Raw genomic sequence first — 14,343 nt, 5'->3', positions numbered from 1 at the left:
GCGGCGGGATCGGGTATGCCACAGTCCGGAGCGGCATCGCCGCCCGCGGCACGGGAGGTCGCCCCCACCCACCACGGGAGACCATGTGAACACCGAGTCGGCCCTGGCCGATGCCCTGAGCGCGGCGGTCGGGCCGGACGCGGTGCGGGCCCGGGCGATCGACCGGCTGGGCATGGCCCACGACGCCTCGCACTTCGCCCGCACCCCGAAGGCTGTGGTCACGGCGGCGTCGGCGGGCGACGTCGCCCGCCTGTTCACGACGGCGGCCGCCACCGGTGTCGCGCTGACCTTCCGCTCCGGGGGCACCAGCCTCTCGGGACAGGCGGTCACCGACGGCATCCTCGTCGACACCCGGCGGCACTTCCGCGACATCGAGATCCTCGACGACGGCGCCCGGGTGCGGGTCGGGCCCGGCGCCACGGTCCGCTCGGTCAACACCCGCCTCGCCCGGTACGGCCGGATGCTGGGGCCCGACCCGGCCAGCGAGGTGGCCTGCACACTGGGCGGGGTCGTCGCGAACAACTCGTCCGGGATGGCGTGCGGGACCGTCGCGAACTCCTACGCCCTGATCGACTCGCTCGAGCTGGTCCTGCCCTCGGGGACGACGCTGGACACGGGCCTGCCCGGTTCCGACGACGAGCTGCGGGCCCGCGAGCCCGAGCTGTGGGCCGGGCTCTCCCGGTTGCGCGACCGGCTCCGCGGCGACGCGGCCGCCCGCACGACGATCGAGACGTTGTTCTCGCTCAAGAACACCATGGGCTACGGCCTGAACTCGTTCCTCGACCACGACCGCCCGGTCGATGTGCTCACCCACCTCGTCGTCGGCTCGGAGGGGACCCTCGCGTTCATCGCGTCGATCACGATGCGGACCGTGCCCGTCCTCGCCCACACCCGCACCGGCCTGCTGATCTTCGACAGCCTCGCGGCCGCGAACCGGGCCCTGCCCGACCTGGTCGCCTCCGGGCCGGCGACGGTGGAGCTGCTCGACGCCACGTCGCTGCGGGTCGGGCAGTCCGACGCCGACGCCGACCCGCGGCTGCGCGCGCTCACCGTCGAGCAGCACGCCGCGCTGCTCGTCGAGTACCGCGCCCACACCGCCGACGAGGCCGACTCACGCAGCGCCGCCGCGGCCCCGTTGCTGGCCCGGCTGCCGCTGCACGGTTCCGGCGAGCTGTCGGGCGACCCGACCGCGAAGGCCGGGCTGTGGAAGCTGCGCAAGGGCCTCTACGCGAAGGTCGCCGGCGCCCGGCCGCCCGGCACGGCCGCGCTCCTCGAGGACATCGCCGTTCCCGTCCCCGACCTGCTGCCCACGTGCGAGGGCCTGATCGCGCTGTTCGGCAAGCACGGCTACGACCACGCGGTGATCTTCGGCCACGCCAAGGACGGCAACGTCCACTTCATGCTCACCGAGGAGCTCGGCGCCGGCGCCGGCCGCGACCGGTTCGGGCGTTTCACCGACGACATGGTCGATCTCGTCCTCGCGCACGGCGGGACGCTCAAGGCCGAGCACGGCACCGGCCGGATGATGACGCCGTTCGTGCGCCGCCAGTACGGCGACGAGCTGTACGAGGTGATGCGCGAGATCAAGCGGCTGTGCGACCCTCGCGGGCTGCTCTCGCCCGGCGTCGTCCTGGACGACGACCCGACCGCCCACCTGCGCGACCTCAAGTCGGCGCCGCGTGTCGAGATCGAGGTCGACCGCTGCGTCGAGTGCGGGTTCTGCGAGCCTGTGTGCCCGAGCCGCGACCTGACGACGACCCCGCGCCAGCGCATCGTCCTGCGCCGCGAGCTGGAACGCGCGCGGGCCGACGGTGACGCCGGGCTCGTCGCGGAGCTGGAGGACGAGTACGCCTACGACGGCGTCGACACCTGCGCCGTCGACGGCATGTGCGCCACCGCGTGCCCGGTCGCGATCAACACCGGTGACCTGGTCCGCAGGCTGCGGGCCGAGCGATCCGGGCCGGCGGCGGGGCGCGGCTGGGCGTTCGCGGCGAAGCACTGGGGTGCGACGACCCGCACGCTCGGGGTGGCGCTGTCGGTCGCGAAGGCCGTCCCCGCGGCGGCGGGTCCGGTGTCGGCGGCGATGCGCAAGGTCGGGGACGTTCCGCTGTGGTCGCGCGACCTTCCCGGTGGGGGACGGCGCACGCCCGACGGCCTCACGGCCGGGGAGCCCGACCTGGTGCTGTTCCCGTCGTGCACCGGGGCGATGTTCGGGCCGACCGGCGAGGGCGCGGCCGCCGCGTTCGTCCGGCTCTGTCGCGGCGCCGGGATCCGCGTCGGTGCCCCGGCCGACCTGCCGAAGCTGTGCTGCGGCACCCCGTGGAAGTCGAAGGGGCTGCTCGACGGCGCGGCCGCGATGGCGGCGGTGGTGCTCCCGGCGCTGTGGACGGCCACCCGGGGCGGGCGGCTCCCGGTGGTGTCGGACGCGTCGTCGTGCACCGAGGGCCTGAGGATCATGATCGCCGGCGGGCCCGAGGAGTACCGCGGCATCGAGGTCGTCGACGTCGTCGGCTACGCCGCCGAGCACCTGCTGCCGACGTTGACAGTGGCGGAGCCGTTGCCGCGCATCGTGTTGCACCCGACGTGCTCGGCGACCCAGCTCGGCCTGGTCGAGCCGCTGACCCGGCTCGCGGCGGCGGTGGCGGCCGAGGTCGTCGTCCCCGACTCGTGGGGCTGCTGCGGGTTCGCGGGCGACCGCGGGCTGCTGCACCCCGAGCTGACCGCCGCGGCGACCGCCCCGCAGGCCAGGGAGCTCGCGGCGGTCGACGCCGACGCGTACGTGTCCTGCAACCGCACCTGCGAGCTGGGGATGAGCCGCGCGACCGGGCACGACTACGTCCACGTCCTGGAGCTCCTGGCCGATCGGGCGCGACCCGTCGGCGTGCCGCGCTGAGGCAGGAGTGGGGTTCTCCCTCTCGGGAACGGGGGTGTGCTCGATGGGAACGAGGCCTCGTGGGCGGCAGAGTTCTCCTCAGCAGAGCAACACCCCCACAGCAACCCCCACACACCGAAGAGGCCCGCCATGTTCAAGTCCCACTGCTCCACCAGCAAGCACCACGACGACAAGTCCTGGAACAACGACGACTACAAGCACTGCAACGACGACTACAAGCCCCACAACGACTGGGACGACAAGTACAGCCACTGCTGGGATTACAAGCAGACCGACCACTGCTGGGACGACAAGTCCTACGACGACAAGAGCTGCCACGACCAGGACTACAAGCACTGCAACGACGACTACAGCCACTCGGGCGGCGGCTACGGCCACCACTGAGCCGGCCCGCAGACGGGAACGCCCCGGGACCACGGTCCCGGGGCGTTCCCGTGTGCGGGGCTCAGGTGACGGTCATACCGCCGTCGACGGCCAGGGTCTGGCCGGTGACGTAGCCGCCGGCGTCGCTCGCGAGGAACACCAGCGCGGCGGCCAGCTCCTCCGGATCTCCCTTGCGGCCCAAGGGCACCCGCGCCATCATCGAGTCCAGGTAGCCGGGCCGGTACTGGGCGGTCATCTCGGAGGTGAAGAAGCCGGGCGCCAGGGCGTTGACGCGGATGCCCTTGCGCCCGCCCCACTGCTGGGCGAGGTCGCGGGTCAGCCCGATCAGGCCGGCCTTGCTCGCCGCATACGCGGCCTGGGGCAGGCTCGCCGTCGTCAGCCCGAGGACACTCGAGATGTTGACGATGCTGCTGCCCGCCTCCATGACGCGCCCGCAGGCCTGAGCCATCCAGTAGCAGCCGTTGAGATTGACGTCGATGACCCGGGTGAACTCCTCCACGGTCTCCCGGGTCGCGGGGACCGCGGTGCCGATGCCGGCGTTGTTGACCAGGACGTCGACCCGGCCGAGCTCGGCCATCGCCGTGTCGACGAGGTTCTGGCAGTCCGGCTGGAGCGCGACGTCGGTGGCCACCGCGACCGCGCGGCGGCCGAGGTTCTCCACCAGCTTGCGGGTGTCGTCGAGCCGGTCGGCGCGCCGCGCCCCGAGTACGACGTCGGCCCCGGCCTCCGCGAGCGCCTTCGCGAATGCGACCCCGAGCCCCGACGACGCGCCCGTCACGATCGCGACCCTGCCCTCGAGTGAGAACCGTCCGAGTACCGTCATCGCTCTCCTCGTGTCGCCGCACCGATGCGTCGAGTCGCAACATGTCACAGCCGGACCGACGGCCGCCATCGAATGCGGCGGCGGCCACCCGGCCTCGACCCCACCGAGTTCGACCTGGGACTGTTTCGATCATGATCGGGCCCCGATCGATCGTGGCCGGAAGCAGCCTGGGGGTCGAACTCGGCGAACGTCCGACGGACATGGGCGTCCGGCGGGCAGGCGCGCAGGTCAGCGCGGGCCCATGACCTCGGTGAGGGCCTGGTCGAGGTCGGCGACCAGGTCGTCGGGGTGCTCCAGGCCGACCGAGAAGCGCAGGTGCCCCCACCGCCGGAACTCCTCCGGCCAGGCGCGGGCCCGCTCGCTGTCGCCCGCGACGTGCACGATCAGCGACTCGTCGTGGCCCAGCGAGACCGCCGAGGTGACCACCCGCAACGCCGCGACGAACCGGTTCTGGGTGTCGGAGTCGCCGCGGACCGCGAAGGCGAGCATGCCGCCGAAGCCGGTCATCGTCCGCGCCGCGAGGGCGTGCTGCGGGTGCGCCGCCAGGCCCGGGTACGCGACGTAGGCGACCCGTGGGTCGGCGGCCAGCCACTCCGCGACCACCTGCGCCGAGGCGCAGTGCTGCCGCATCCGCAGCGGCAGCGTCACCGCCCCGCGCATGATCAGCCAGGCGTGGAACGGGCTGATCACCCCACCGACGTCGACCTGGGCGTCGGCGCGGATGCGGTCGGTCAGCGCACGGTCGCCGATGACGACGCCGCCCATGGCGTCGCCGTGGCCGTTGACGTACTTCGTCAGCGAGTGGACGACGAGGTCCGCGCCGAGGGCGAGTGGTCGTTGCAGGATCGGCGTCGCGAAGGTGGCGTCGACGCTGAGCAGCGCCCCCGCGGCGTGGGCGGTCTCGGCGACGGCCTCGACGTCGGTGATCCGGGTCGTGGGGTTGGCGGGGGTCTCGACGTGCAGGAGCCGGGTCGTCGGCCGGATCGCGGCGCGGACGGCCTCCGGATCGGTGGAGTCGACCAGCGTCGCGGTGATGCCGTACTTGTCGGGCAGCAGCTCGGTGAGCAGCCGGTGCGTCGCAACGTAGGTGACGTCGGAGCACACCACGTGGTCGCCGCTGCGCAGGAACGTGAAGAGCACGGCGTGGATGGCCGCGACCCCGCTGGCCAGCGCGACGGCGTCGACGTCGCCGGGGTGGCCCGCCGTCTCCAGCGCGACGAGCTTGTCCTCCAGCCAGCGCTGGTTGGCACCACCGTTGCGGGTGTAGAGCGGCGTGGAGAAGTCGGACCAGTCGAGCGTCGACGGGTCGTCGGGCAGCGCGTAGGAGTTGGCCATCACCAGGGGGCGCCGGATCGCGCCGGTGCCGGGGTCGACGGCGTTGCCGGCGTGGACGCTCAGGGTCTCGTCGTGCACCCGGCCATTGTCGACGACCGGCATCCCGAGCTCCTCCTCCATCCGAGGTGCGAGGGTGCGTCCGTCCATGTCGGGCAGACGACCGCAACCGCCTGGACCTCGTTGCGGGCCGCCGCCTTCCTGATCTGACTGTGAGGCTGGCGGTACCGGCCCGGTGACGGTGGGTTGGTGCACGACGGCAGCAGGTGTGGCCCTCACCCCGCCGGCGCGGCCCACCAGCGTCCCGCGGCGTCCCGCGCTGTACGCGATCTGGCGGGCGCCGGTGCGCGCAACGGCGGCGACGGGCGCGTCCTGCCGCTTGCAGTCCTCGTGCCGGGCCCGACCGGGGCCGCCGAACGAGGAGGTCGGGATGGCCGCGCACCCCGCGGTACCCGCGTCGCCGGTGCGCCGTCTCACTGCGGCGGCCAACTTCGGCGAACCCGGCGACGACGTCGGCCTGCGGACGACGGCCCGGCACCGCGACGGGCACTGGATCGTCGACGGACACAAGCAGCGGGTCTCGCACGCCACCGGATGGGACGGCACCGGGCCCGACCTGATGGCGGTCGTCGCGCGGGCGGGCGACGGCCCCGACCCGCGGGCTTCGCTGGCGGTCCTGCTCGTCGGGACGCCCCACATCCGCACATCCCACATCGCGGGACGGATTGTCCGTGTTGACAGGATGCGGGTGCCGGAACCTACAGTCGTTCCACGACGGGGACCACCTCGCCGGCACCATCCAGAGCGGCTGAGAGACCCGGTTCGACGACGCCGCAGCAACCCCCCGCCTCGCGCGGGTGCGGGTGCTCCCGCCGGGTGCGATGGAGGATGCGATGAGCCCGGAACGGGTCGGCGAGGGACGCCGGGTGCACAGCACGTCGTCGCCGGGCCCGGCGCCGCAGGCCTGGTCGCGCCGCCGTCACGTCGACTACGGCAGGACCGGGGCCGCGCTCTGTCGATGACGCCGCGCGCGTCCCGCCGCTGACACCGTCGCCCGGCTGCCGCCGGGGTGCGGTGCGTGCGGGTCGCGCAGACGACCGTCACCGACCCTCCCGCCCACGGAGCCCTGCCATGACCTCTGCAGTCCCGACCCAGTCCGTCCCCTCGGGGCGCGTCCGCTGCCGCGCCGACATCGCCGCCCGGCTCCTCGACGGCCTCGAGGCGTTGCTGACCCGCCACCGTGCCCTGCTCGTCGAGCCCGACATCAGCGCCCTGCACGCAGAGCTGATCGCCGCCGAGGTCGCCCACGAGCTGGAGCTGGCCCGTGCGGCGCTGCAGCGCACCCCGTCGCTGACCGTCGTTCCCGCCCGGTCCCGTCAGGATCCCCGGTGACGGTGCCGGGCGTTCCCGATGCCCGGTCCTGCACCGTCGCAACCGCTCGTCGAGCCACGGGGCGATCAGGGCGGCGGCCGCCCTGGTCGACGTGGCGGCAGGCCGCCTGGCGGAGGTCGGCTGTACCCGCTGCGTGCGTGCCGGGCGCGGGCGGGGCCGACGCCACCGCGGCCCCGCCCGGCGGCCCGCAGACCACCGAGTGGTTCGGCACTCACCGGCCGGCTCGGCGCGTGCCACACTGTGCGCCGGTGCGCGTCGGAGACGGCCGGGACACGGAGGTTGGTCGCGATGAGACTTCGTCCGGTCAACGTCCTTCTCGTCGAGGACGACCCCGGCGACGTCATGATCACCCGTGAGGCGTTCGCCGAGGACCTCCGCAACCGGCTCGACGTCGCGACGACCGGCACCGAGGCCTTGGCCCGGCTCCGCCGGATGCCGCCCTACCAGGACGCACCACGACCGGACCTGGTCCTGCTCGACCTGAACCTCCCGGGCCGGGACGGCCGGGACGTGCTCGACGACATGAGGTCCGACCCCGAGCTGCGCGACATCCCCGTCGTCATCCTGACCTCGTCGCGCGTCGAGGCCGACATCGTCCGGAGCATCCGCCTCCGCGCACAGGCCTACATCACCAAGCCGGTCGACTTCGCCCAGGTCGCCGACGCCGTCCGGCAGATCGACCGGCTCTTCGTCTGCGTCTTCGCAGCCGGCGCACCCTGTCCGAGCTGACCCGGAACCGATCCCCCTCGTCGCCGGCGCCGAACTGTTTGCGCTACTCATGCCGGCCTACACCGTGATCAACGTCCGCCGGCTCATGAGGATCGAGCCCTGACCAGGTCCAACGCATTCATTCACTCGTTCGGGATACATCGGTGGCTCTGTGTCGTCGGGTGGGGTGACTGGTGAGTGCCTGAGCACGGAGCAGACCGCCGGGTCGGCACGGGTCCCGTCACCACGAGGGAGATCGATCTCCTGGAGGAGGCTGCAGCCGCGTTGCTGACGGCACCATCGACGGGGATGAACGAGCACTCTCGTCGGGACGTGATCAGCCATCGGTGGGGCCGCCTCGTCAGAGGCGCTCGATGCGGTCTGCCTGTGGGCCCCGGTCGCTCTGACGCACCGCGTACCGGACCCGGTCACCCTTCTGCAGCGGCTCCGACCCCTTGATCACGGACACGTGGGCGAAGAGATCGTCGCCGCCTGCGTCCGGGGTGATGAAGCCGAAGCCGCGGTCCTCGTCGTAGCGCGCGACGACGCCCTCGCCGCCTCGTACGGGCACGTCCCGCGCCGCCGGCCCTGCGGCCGCGGCAGGTGCCGGACGCTGCGGCGCCGCCTGGGGCTCGGCGCCCCGGACCAGGTGCACGTCGCGGGCCTGTGGGCCCTTGTCTCCGCCAGCCACCTCGTAGGCGACGCGGTCGCCCTCCGTGAGCCACGTCAGCCCCTCCGCCAGGGCCCGGGCGTGAACGAAGACGTCGCCGTCGCCGGAGTCGGGGTTGATGAAGCCGAAGCCCTTGTCCTCGTCGTACCAGGCCACCGTGCCGTCGGCACCGTCAGCGGTGCCGGCCGCAGCGGGTTGGTCCGCCCCCGCTCCCAGCGGGATCACGTGCCCGGCCTGCGGGCCGCGCTCGCCTTCGACGATCAGGAAGGCCACTCGCTGCCCCTCGGTGACCACGCCGCCGGTCACGATGGCGGAGCTGTGCACGAAGACGTCGGCGCCGCCGCCGTCCGGCGAGGCGAAGCCGTACCCCTTGCCCGGCTCGTACCAGTTGACGGTGCCGAGCAGGCCCACGGCGCTGCCGGTGGCCGCATCGGCGGTGACGCGAACGCGCAGTGCCTGGGGCCCGCGGTCGTTCTCACCGACCTCGAACACGACGGCCTGACCCTCGCGGAGCACTTTCGCGCCGCCGTCCCCGACGATCTCGGAGGCGTGCACGAAAACATCCGGCGAGCCGTCCTCGGGCGCGAGGAAGCCGAAACCCCGGTCGGCGTCGAACCAACGGACGGTCCCCTGCGGCATCAAAGACTCCAGGTCGAGAGGGCGGGCACTGGCCCTCAGTCTCTCTGACAGACCTCGCGGTCCGTCGGGCCGGGCCCACAGGGTGGCGGTGCGGAGCCAGGGGCGGGCCACTGGTCCACCTGGCGACACGCCGAGTCTTGAGACCAGGTCTCGGGAGGTGCGGCTGAACCCCGTAGGTCCCACACCCCCCCACAGGGCTCGGAGCGTGACGTCCGAACAGCTCCCACACCGGAGACGGGCGTCCCGCTTCACACCGGCCCGGGACCAACGGCCCGCAGGAACGCGGGTGGCCGGACCCGAGGGACGGGGAGGCTCCGCCGTGTGTGGGTCGCGATTCCCCTGCTCCATCGGGGTATCCGGCCGGGGTCTGTGCAACCCCGGCTGATATTCCCTGGTCAGACGGTGTTCGTGCCCCCGGCAGGATTCGAACCTGCGACCCAGAGATTAGAAGGCTCTTGCTCTGTCCAGCTGAGCTACGAGGGCGTACGACCTGAACGTCCGGGTCGCGGGGCAAGGGTAGCTGGGTCCGCCGAGCCCGGCGCCTCGACCGGTACCCCCGTCGGGGTGAGCCGGCCCGACACCAGCCCCTCGACGGCCCGGGCCGTCAGTGCGGCGGCGTCGTCGGTGGCACCGAGCAGGTCGGAGCGGGTCTCGGCGAGGCGGCGCAGGGCGTCGCCGAGGGGTCGTTGCTCGTCGATCGGGACGTCGGGGAGCACGGCCCGGCGGTGTGCAGCGCGGCCGCCGGCGACGGTCGCGAGGACTCCGGCGAGGAGGTCGGCGTCGACACGCTCGGGGTCGGGCCGGTAGGCGACGAGTCCTGCCTCCAGCGCGGCGGGGGAGTCGACGGCCCATGCCCCACCATCGGTGACGACGACGTCTCCCGGCTCGACGCGCACGCACCGGGGCCTGCCCACGGGGCCGGAGGCGGGGCGGCGACGGTGGACGTCGTCGGCGGTGAGGGTGGTGAGCGGGCGCGGCCCCGAGGTCGCCCGGAGGTACCGGACGGCGCCGTCGCGGTCGAGCGCCGACAGGGAGACCGACGGCAGTGAGCGGGTGGCGGTGTGCAGGTCGGGTGGCCGGAGCCGCAGCTCGCCGAGGACGCGGGCCCGGGCGGGGTAGCCGTCGGGGTCGAGCCGTCCGGGGTGGCGGGGCCCGACGTCGACGGCGTCGTCCAGCAGGTCCTCGACGAGCACGCGATGCCCGGCGACGTCGCCCGCGGAGAGGAACAGTGTCGACGGGTGGGCGTCGCCGGGGGCGTGGCGTCGCAGGATCCACAGGTCGGTGTCGGGCCCGGTGCCGACGACGCCGCACAGCTCGCCTCCCCGGAGCAGGGAGGCGCGGACGTGTCGGCCCCCGCGTCGCGACGCGGCCGCCGCCGGCATCCGGACGACGACGCGGCCACCCGGCCGTACCGCCCGCAGGCAGCGCTGGACCCAGGCGAGCTCGGGTTCGCCGCGCGGGGGAGTGCCGTGGGGCCAGGGGCCGTCGGCGTCGAGACGTTCGCCGAACGGCGGGTCGCAGACGACGGCGTCGGCGACGACGAACTCGTCGTCGAAGGCGTCCCCGCCGGTCAGCGTCGCGTCGCGGCGGTGGAGCCGGAGCCGGGCCGCGGCGACGAGCGCGCGGTCGGGGGCGCGGTCCATCCCGGCGACGCGTGGCGCGCCGGAGGCGACGAGGAGCCCGCCGGTTCCGCAGGCGGGATCGAGGAGGAGCTCGGCGGGACCGGCGAGGTCGAGCATCCGGGTGGCGACGTCGGGTGGGGTGGGCCGCAGACGTCGGGAGTCGGTCGCGATGTAGCGGGCGTGCAGCAGCTCGAACGCCTCGGCGTACCCGTACGAGTGGGCGACGTGCTCGGTGAGCTCCACGAACGAGGCATCCGCGCGCTCGGCGACGCCGGGAAGCAGGGGCTCGTCGTCACCGTCGCGCAACCACACGAGCAGGGCGCCCGCGCGGGCGACGACGTGGCCCAGCCCGAGCTCGCCACCCTCGGCGCGCATGCGTTGCCACATTCGCTCCAGCGCCGGCGTCTCGGTGGCCTTACCGTTGCGCCGCAACCATTCTTCGACGTCAGCGAGGTCGTAGCGGGGGCTGGCGGGGGTTCCGTCGACGGGGCGCGGGAAGTCGGCGTGACGTCGTCGCCAGTTGGAGACCGCGGCCCTGCTGACGCCACCCAACCGGGCGATGTCTCCCGCGCTCACGGTGGCGGCCTCGCTCACGCGCGCAACGATAATTCGCCACGCCGTGAGTTGTGAAGCGGTTACACAGCCCCCATACTTCGCGCCATGCCAGTGGCGCTGCGGTTCGCGATCGGCTCCGACGTGGGCCGCCGGAGGTCCGGTAACCAGGACTCCGCACTCGCGGGCAGACGGCTGCTCGTCGTCGCCGACGGCATGGGTGGGCACGCGCACGGCGAGCTCGCGAGCTCCCTGACCGTGGCGGCGTTCGCGTCGATGGACGAGGCGCTGCCCGACGACCTGAGCGGGGCGGACCTGACGGGCGCGCTCGTCGAGGGCGTCGAGGACGCGGCGAACCGGCTCGACGCCGGCGCCCGCCGCGACCCGGGTTCTCGCGGCATGGGGACGACGGTCGTGGCGCTGTTGTTCGACGACGCCCGGTTCGGCGTCCTGCACATCGGCGACTCCCGCATCTACCGGCTGCGCGACGGTGAGCTCACCCGCATCACCCACGACCACACGGTGGTGCAGGCGCTCGTCGACGAAGGTCGCATCACGCCCGAGGAGGCGGCGATGCACCCGCGGCGGTCGGTCCTGCTCCGCGCGCTGCAGGCCGGCAACGACCCGGACCCCGAGGTCTGGGAGGACGCCGCGGTGCCCGGCGACCGCTACCTGCTGTGCTCCGACGGGGCCACCGCGGTCCTCGACGACGCGGCCCTGCACGAGCTGCTGACCGGCGACCGGACGCCCGCCGACGTCGTGGGTGCCGTGATCGCGCTGGCCAACGAGGGCGGCGGCCCGGACAACATCACCTGCATCGTCGCCGACGCCGTCGAGACCGAGGACGGAGCGGCCGACGACGCTGCCGTCGAGACCGTCCTCGTGGGTGCCGCGGCGGAGGCCTCGGAAGCCGTCTGACAGCGCCTCCTCCACGAGGCCTAGCCTGGAGGTCATGGCGCAGACGACCGCCGGGCCCCCCGCGACACGGAAGGCCGGGACGTCATCGTCCGGGGCCGCCGGTCTCATCGGGCTCGGGGCGGGCATCGCGATGCTCGTCGCCGCAGGACTGACCGTGCTCACGGGCGCCCGCCCCGCGATCCTGCTGGGTCTGCCCGACCCCGGGGAGCTGACGACGGTCGCGTTGCCGGCCGTTCGGTCGCTCTCCGAGGTCGCGATGGTGCTGACGATCGGCTTCCTGCTGCTCGCCGCGTTCTTCGTGCCGCCCCAGAAGGGCGGCTATCTCGACGTGTCCGGCTACCGCGCCGTCCGGGTCGCCTCGTGGACGGCGTCAGCGTGGTTCGTCTGCGCGGTGCTCCTGGTGCCGCTCAACGTCGCCGACACCATGGGCCGGCCGGTGTCCGACGTCCTGAGTCCCGGGCTGCTCGTCGACCTGGTCCCCAAGATCTCCGCGGCGTCCGCCTGGTCGCTGACGGCCGTGTTCGCGCTGGTGGTGCTCGTCGCGACGCGGCTGGTGCTGAGCTGGGGCTGGACGGTCGTGGCGTTCGGCCTCGCAATGGCCGGCCCGCTGCCGGTGTCGCTCACCGGGCACTCGGCGGCGGGCGGATCGCACGACGTCGCCACCGACAGCCTGGTCCTGCACATCCTGGGCGCGTCGTTGTGGGTCGGTGGGCTCGCCGCAGTACTGGTCCTCGCGAGCAGCCGGGCCAACCGCGACCGCGCCACCGCCTTGTCGACGGCCGTGCCCCGCTTCTCGGCGCTGGCGCTCGTCTGCTGGGTGGTCCTGGCCGTCACAGGAGTGGTCAACGCCCTCGTGCGGGTGCCGTTGTCGGCTCTGTTCACGTCGGAGTACGGCGCGCTCGTCGTCGCGAAGACGGTGGCACTGATCCTGCTCGGCGTCCTGGGTGCGTTGCACCGCAGGCGAACCGTCGCCGCTGCCGCCGTCGGCCGCACGAAGGCCCTCGTCGCGCTGGGCGGCGTCGAGATCCTGTTGATGCTGGGGACGATCGGCCTCGCGGTCGCGTTGGGGCGCAGCGCCCCGCCCGACACCGGGGCCGCGCCGCCGAGCATCACCGAGGCCGTCATCGGGTACGACCTCGACGGTCCGCCGACCCTCGTACGCCTGCTCCTCGACTGGCGCTTCAGCCTGATCTACGGCTCGCTGGCGCTGCTGATGGTGGCCCTGTACGTGGTCGGGATCAGGAAGTTGCGACGGCGGGGCGACGCGTGGCCGGTCGGCCGCTCCATCGCCTGGTTCTGCGGGTGTGCGGTGCTGCTGCTGGCCACCAGCTCGGGCGTGGGCCGCTACGCGCCGTCGATGTTCAGCGTGCACATGGGTCAGCACATGATGCTGTCGATGCTCGCGCCGATCCTGCTGGTGCTCGGGGCGCCCGTCACGCTCGCGTTGCGCGCCTTGCCTCCTGCAGGTCGTGACCGTCCCGACGGGCCCCGCGAGTGGATCCTCGCCGCCGTCCACTCCCCGGTGGCGCGCTGGCTGACGCATCCGCTGATCACGCTGCCGCTGTTCGTCGGGAGCTACTACGCCCTGTACTTCTCGAACCTGTTCGAGGCATCGCTCAACCAGCACTGGGCGCACCTGGCCATGAACGCCCACTTCCTGCTGGTGGGCTGGCTGTTCTTCTGGCCTCTCATCGGGGTGGACCCGGCACCACGCCGGTTGCCACCGGTCGCCCGGCTGGGGGTGGTCTTCGCGTCGGTGCCGTTCCACGCGTTCTTCGGCGTCGCGCTGATGAGCTCGAACGAGATCATCGGCGGGACGTTCTACCGGGGCCTGGGCCTGCCGTGGGTGCCCGACCTGATGCGCGACCAGCAGCTCGGCGGTGGCCTGACCTGGGCTTCCGGCGAAATCCCCCTGCTACTGGTCATCATCGTGCTGCTCGTCCAGTGGTCACGCCACGACGAACGGTCGGCCCGGCGCGATGATCGCCGTGCGGATGCGGACGACGACGCGGACCTGAAGGCGTACAACGCGATGCTGAACCGCCTGGCGACGGGAACCCCTACGCCCACCGCGGAGGACGATGATTTCGCCAAGGTGGCGGCCGTCACTGTGAGCGACGAACGTCAGCGCTCCGAGCCGTCCGACGCACGCACCGGGACCTCGCGGACGGATGTCATTGCAGGTCAGGACGACCAAGGTGCGACGGGTCCACGCTGACGGCCGGCCCGGGGCGATCGACCGTTCGTCGCGGGCACGTCACGTGCTGGTAACCCAAAAATGCTTGTTTCCGCAGGTCAGCCCCTGTAAGAGGGGGGCGATTTGACGCCCCTCGGGAGGGGGGCGTAACTTTCTTCCTGTCAGCGAGACGCCGGACAGAACGGGCCCCACGGGGAACGGTCACCAGGCCCG

Annotated in this window: 10 protein-coding genes and 1 tRNA gene; 6 read left to right on the top strand and 5 right to left on the bottom strand. The window is 73.1% G+C overall.

Annotated elements, in window-relative coordinates; genetic code table 11:
* Positions 1-85: 85 nt before the first annotated feature.
* Positions 86-2,893, top strand: coding sequence for an FAD-binding and (Fe-S)-binding domain-containing protein (locus TOK_RS13440; RefSeq protein WP_253258368.1), 2,808 nt, complete (start codon positions 86-88; stop codon positions 2,891-2,893).
* A gap of 129 nt (positions 2,894-3,022) precedes the next feature.
* Positions 3,023-3,277, top strand: coding sequence for a hypothetical protein (locus TOK_RS32600; RefSeq protein ID WP_172457560.1), 255 nt, complete (start codon positions 3,023-3,025; stop codon positions 3,275-3,277).
* Positions 3,278-3,338: 61 nt separating this feature from the next.
* Here the strand turns inward: TOK_RS32600 and TOK_RS13430 are convergent, their stop codons facing one another.
* The gene (locus TOK_RS13430) at positions 3,339-4,100 is read right to left on the bottom strand and encodes an SDR family NAD(P)-dependent oxidoreductase (RefSeq protein WP_098958195.1); all 762 of its coding nucleotides are present in this window, start codon (positions 4,098-4,100) and stop codon (positions 3,339-3,341) included.
* A gap of 228 nt (positions 4,101-4,328) precedes the next feature.
* Complete coding sequence (locus TOK_RS13425) at positions 4,329-5,537, bottom strand: PLP-dependent aspartate aminotransferase family protein (protein WP_098958673.1); 1,209 nt, start codon at positions 5,535-5,537, stop codon at positions 4,329-4,331.
* A gap of 1,026 nt (positions 5,538-6,563) precedes the next feature.
* Between TOK_RS13425 and TOK_RS13415 the strand changes: the two genes are divergently transcribed.
* Together TOK_RS13415 and TOK_RS13410 are read left to right on the top strand one after the other, a co-directional pair.
* A complete protein-coding gene (locus TOK_RS13415; RefSeq protein ID WP_098958193.1) occupies positions 6,564-6,824 on the top strand; it encodes a hypothetical protein in 261 nt (86 codons plus the stop codon).
* A 288-nt stretch (positions 6,825-7,112) separates the two neighbouring features.
* Positions 7,113-7,553, top strand: coding sequence for a response regulator (locus tag TOK_RS13410; RefSeq protein WP_098958192.1), 441 nt, complete (start codon positions 7,113-7,115; stop codon positions 7,551-7,553).
* A gap of 340 nt (positions 7,554-7,893) precedes the next feature.
* Here TOK_RS13410 and TOK_RS35355 read toward each other — a convergent pair whose 3' ends face one another.
* The 3 genes from TOK_RS35355 to TOK_RS13395 form a co-directional block, all read right to left on the bottom strand.
* Positions 7,894-8,841: a cold-shock protein gene (locus TOK_RS35355; protein WP_098958191.1), complete on the bottom strand. Its 948-nt coding sequence runs from the start codon at positions 8,839-8,841 to the stop codon at positions 7,894-7,896.
* A 409-nt stretch (positions 8,842-9,250) separates the two neighbouring features.
* Positions 9,251-9,324: transfer RNA gene (locus TOK_RS13400), tRNA-Arg, on the bottom strand.
* Positions 9,315-11,057 (bottom strand): N-6 DNA methylase, encoded by a 1,743-nt coding sequence (locus TOK_RS13395; protein WP_098958190.1) that lies wholly within the window; start codon positions 11,055-11,057, stop codon positions 9,315-9,317. Before TOK_RS13395 ends, TOK_RS13400 begins: the two co-directional genes overlap by 10 nt.
* Positions 11,058-11,123: 66 nt before the next feature.
* Here TOK_RS13395 and TOK_RS13390 point away from each other — a divergent pair, with 66 nt between their 5' ends.
* Both TOK_RS13390 and TOK_RS13385 read left to right on the top strand, forming a co-directional pair.
* Positions 11,124-11,933 carry a PP2C family serine/threonine-protein phosphatase gene (locus TOK_RS13390; protein WP_098958189.1) on the top strand — a complete coding sequence of 270 codons (810 nt, stop codon included), beginning with the start codon at positions 11,124-11,126 and terminating at the stop codon, positions 11,931-11,933.
* A 34-nt stretch (positions 11,934-11,967) separates the two neighbouring features.
* Positions 11,968-14,151, top strand: coding sequence for a cytochrome c oxidase assembly protein (locus tag TOK_RS13385; protein ID WP_098958188.1), 2,184 nt, complete (start codon positions 11,968-11,970; stop codon positions 14,149-14,151).
* Positions 14,152-14,343: the final 192 nt, after the last annotated feature.

The organism is Pseudonocardia sp. N23 (assembly GCF_002583555.1).
Taxonomy (GTDB): domain Bacteria; phylum Actinomycetota; class Actinomycetes; order Mycobacteriales; family Pseudonocardiaceae; genus Pseudonocardia.
The sequence above is the reverse complement of the archived record's forward strand: the minus strand, read 5'-3'. Positions and strand labels throughout refer to the sequence as shown.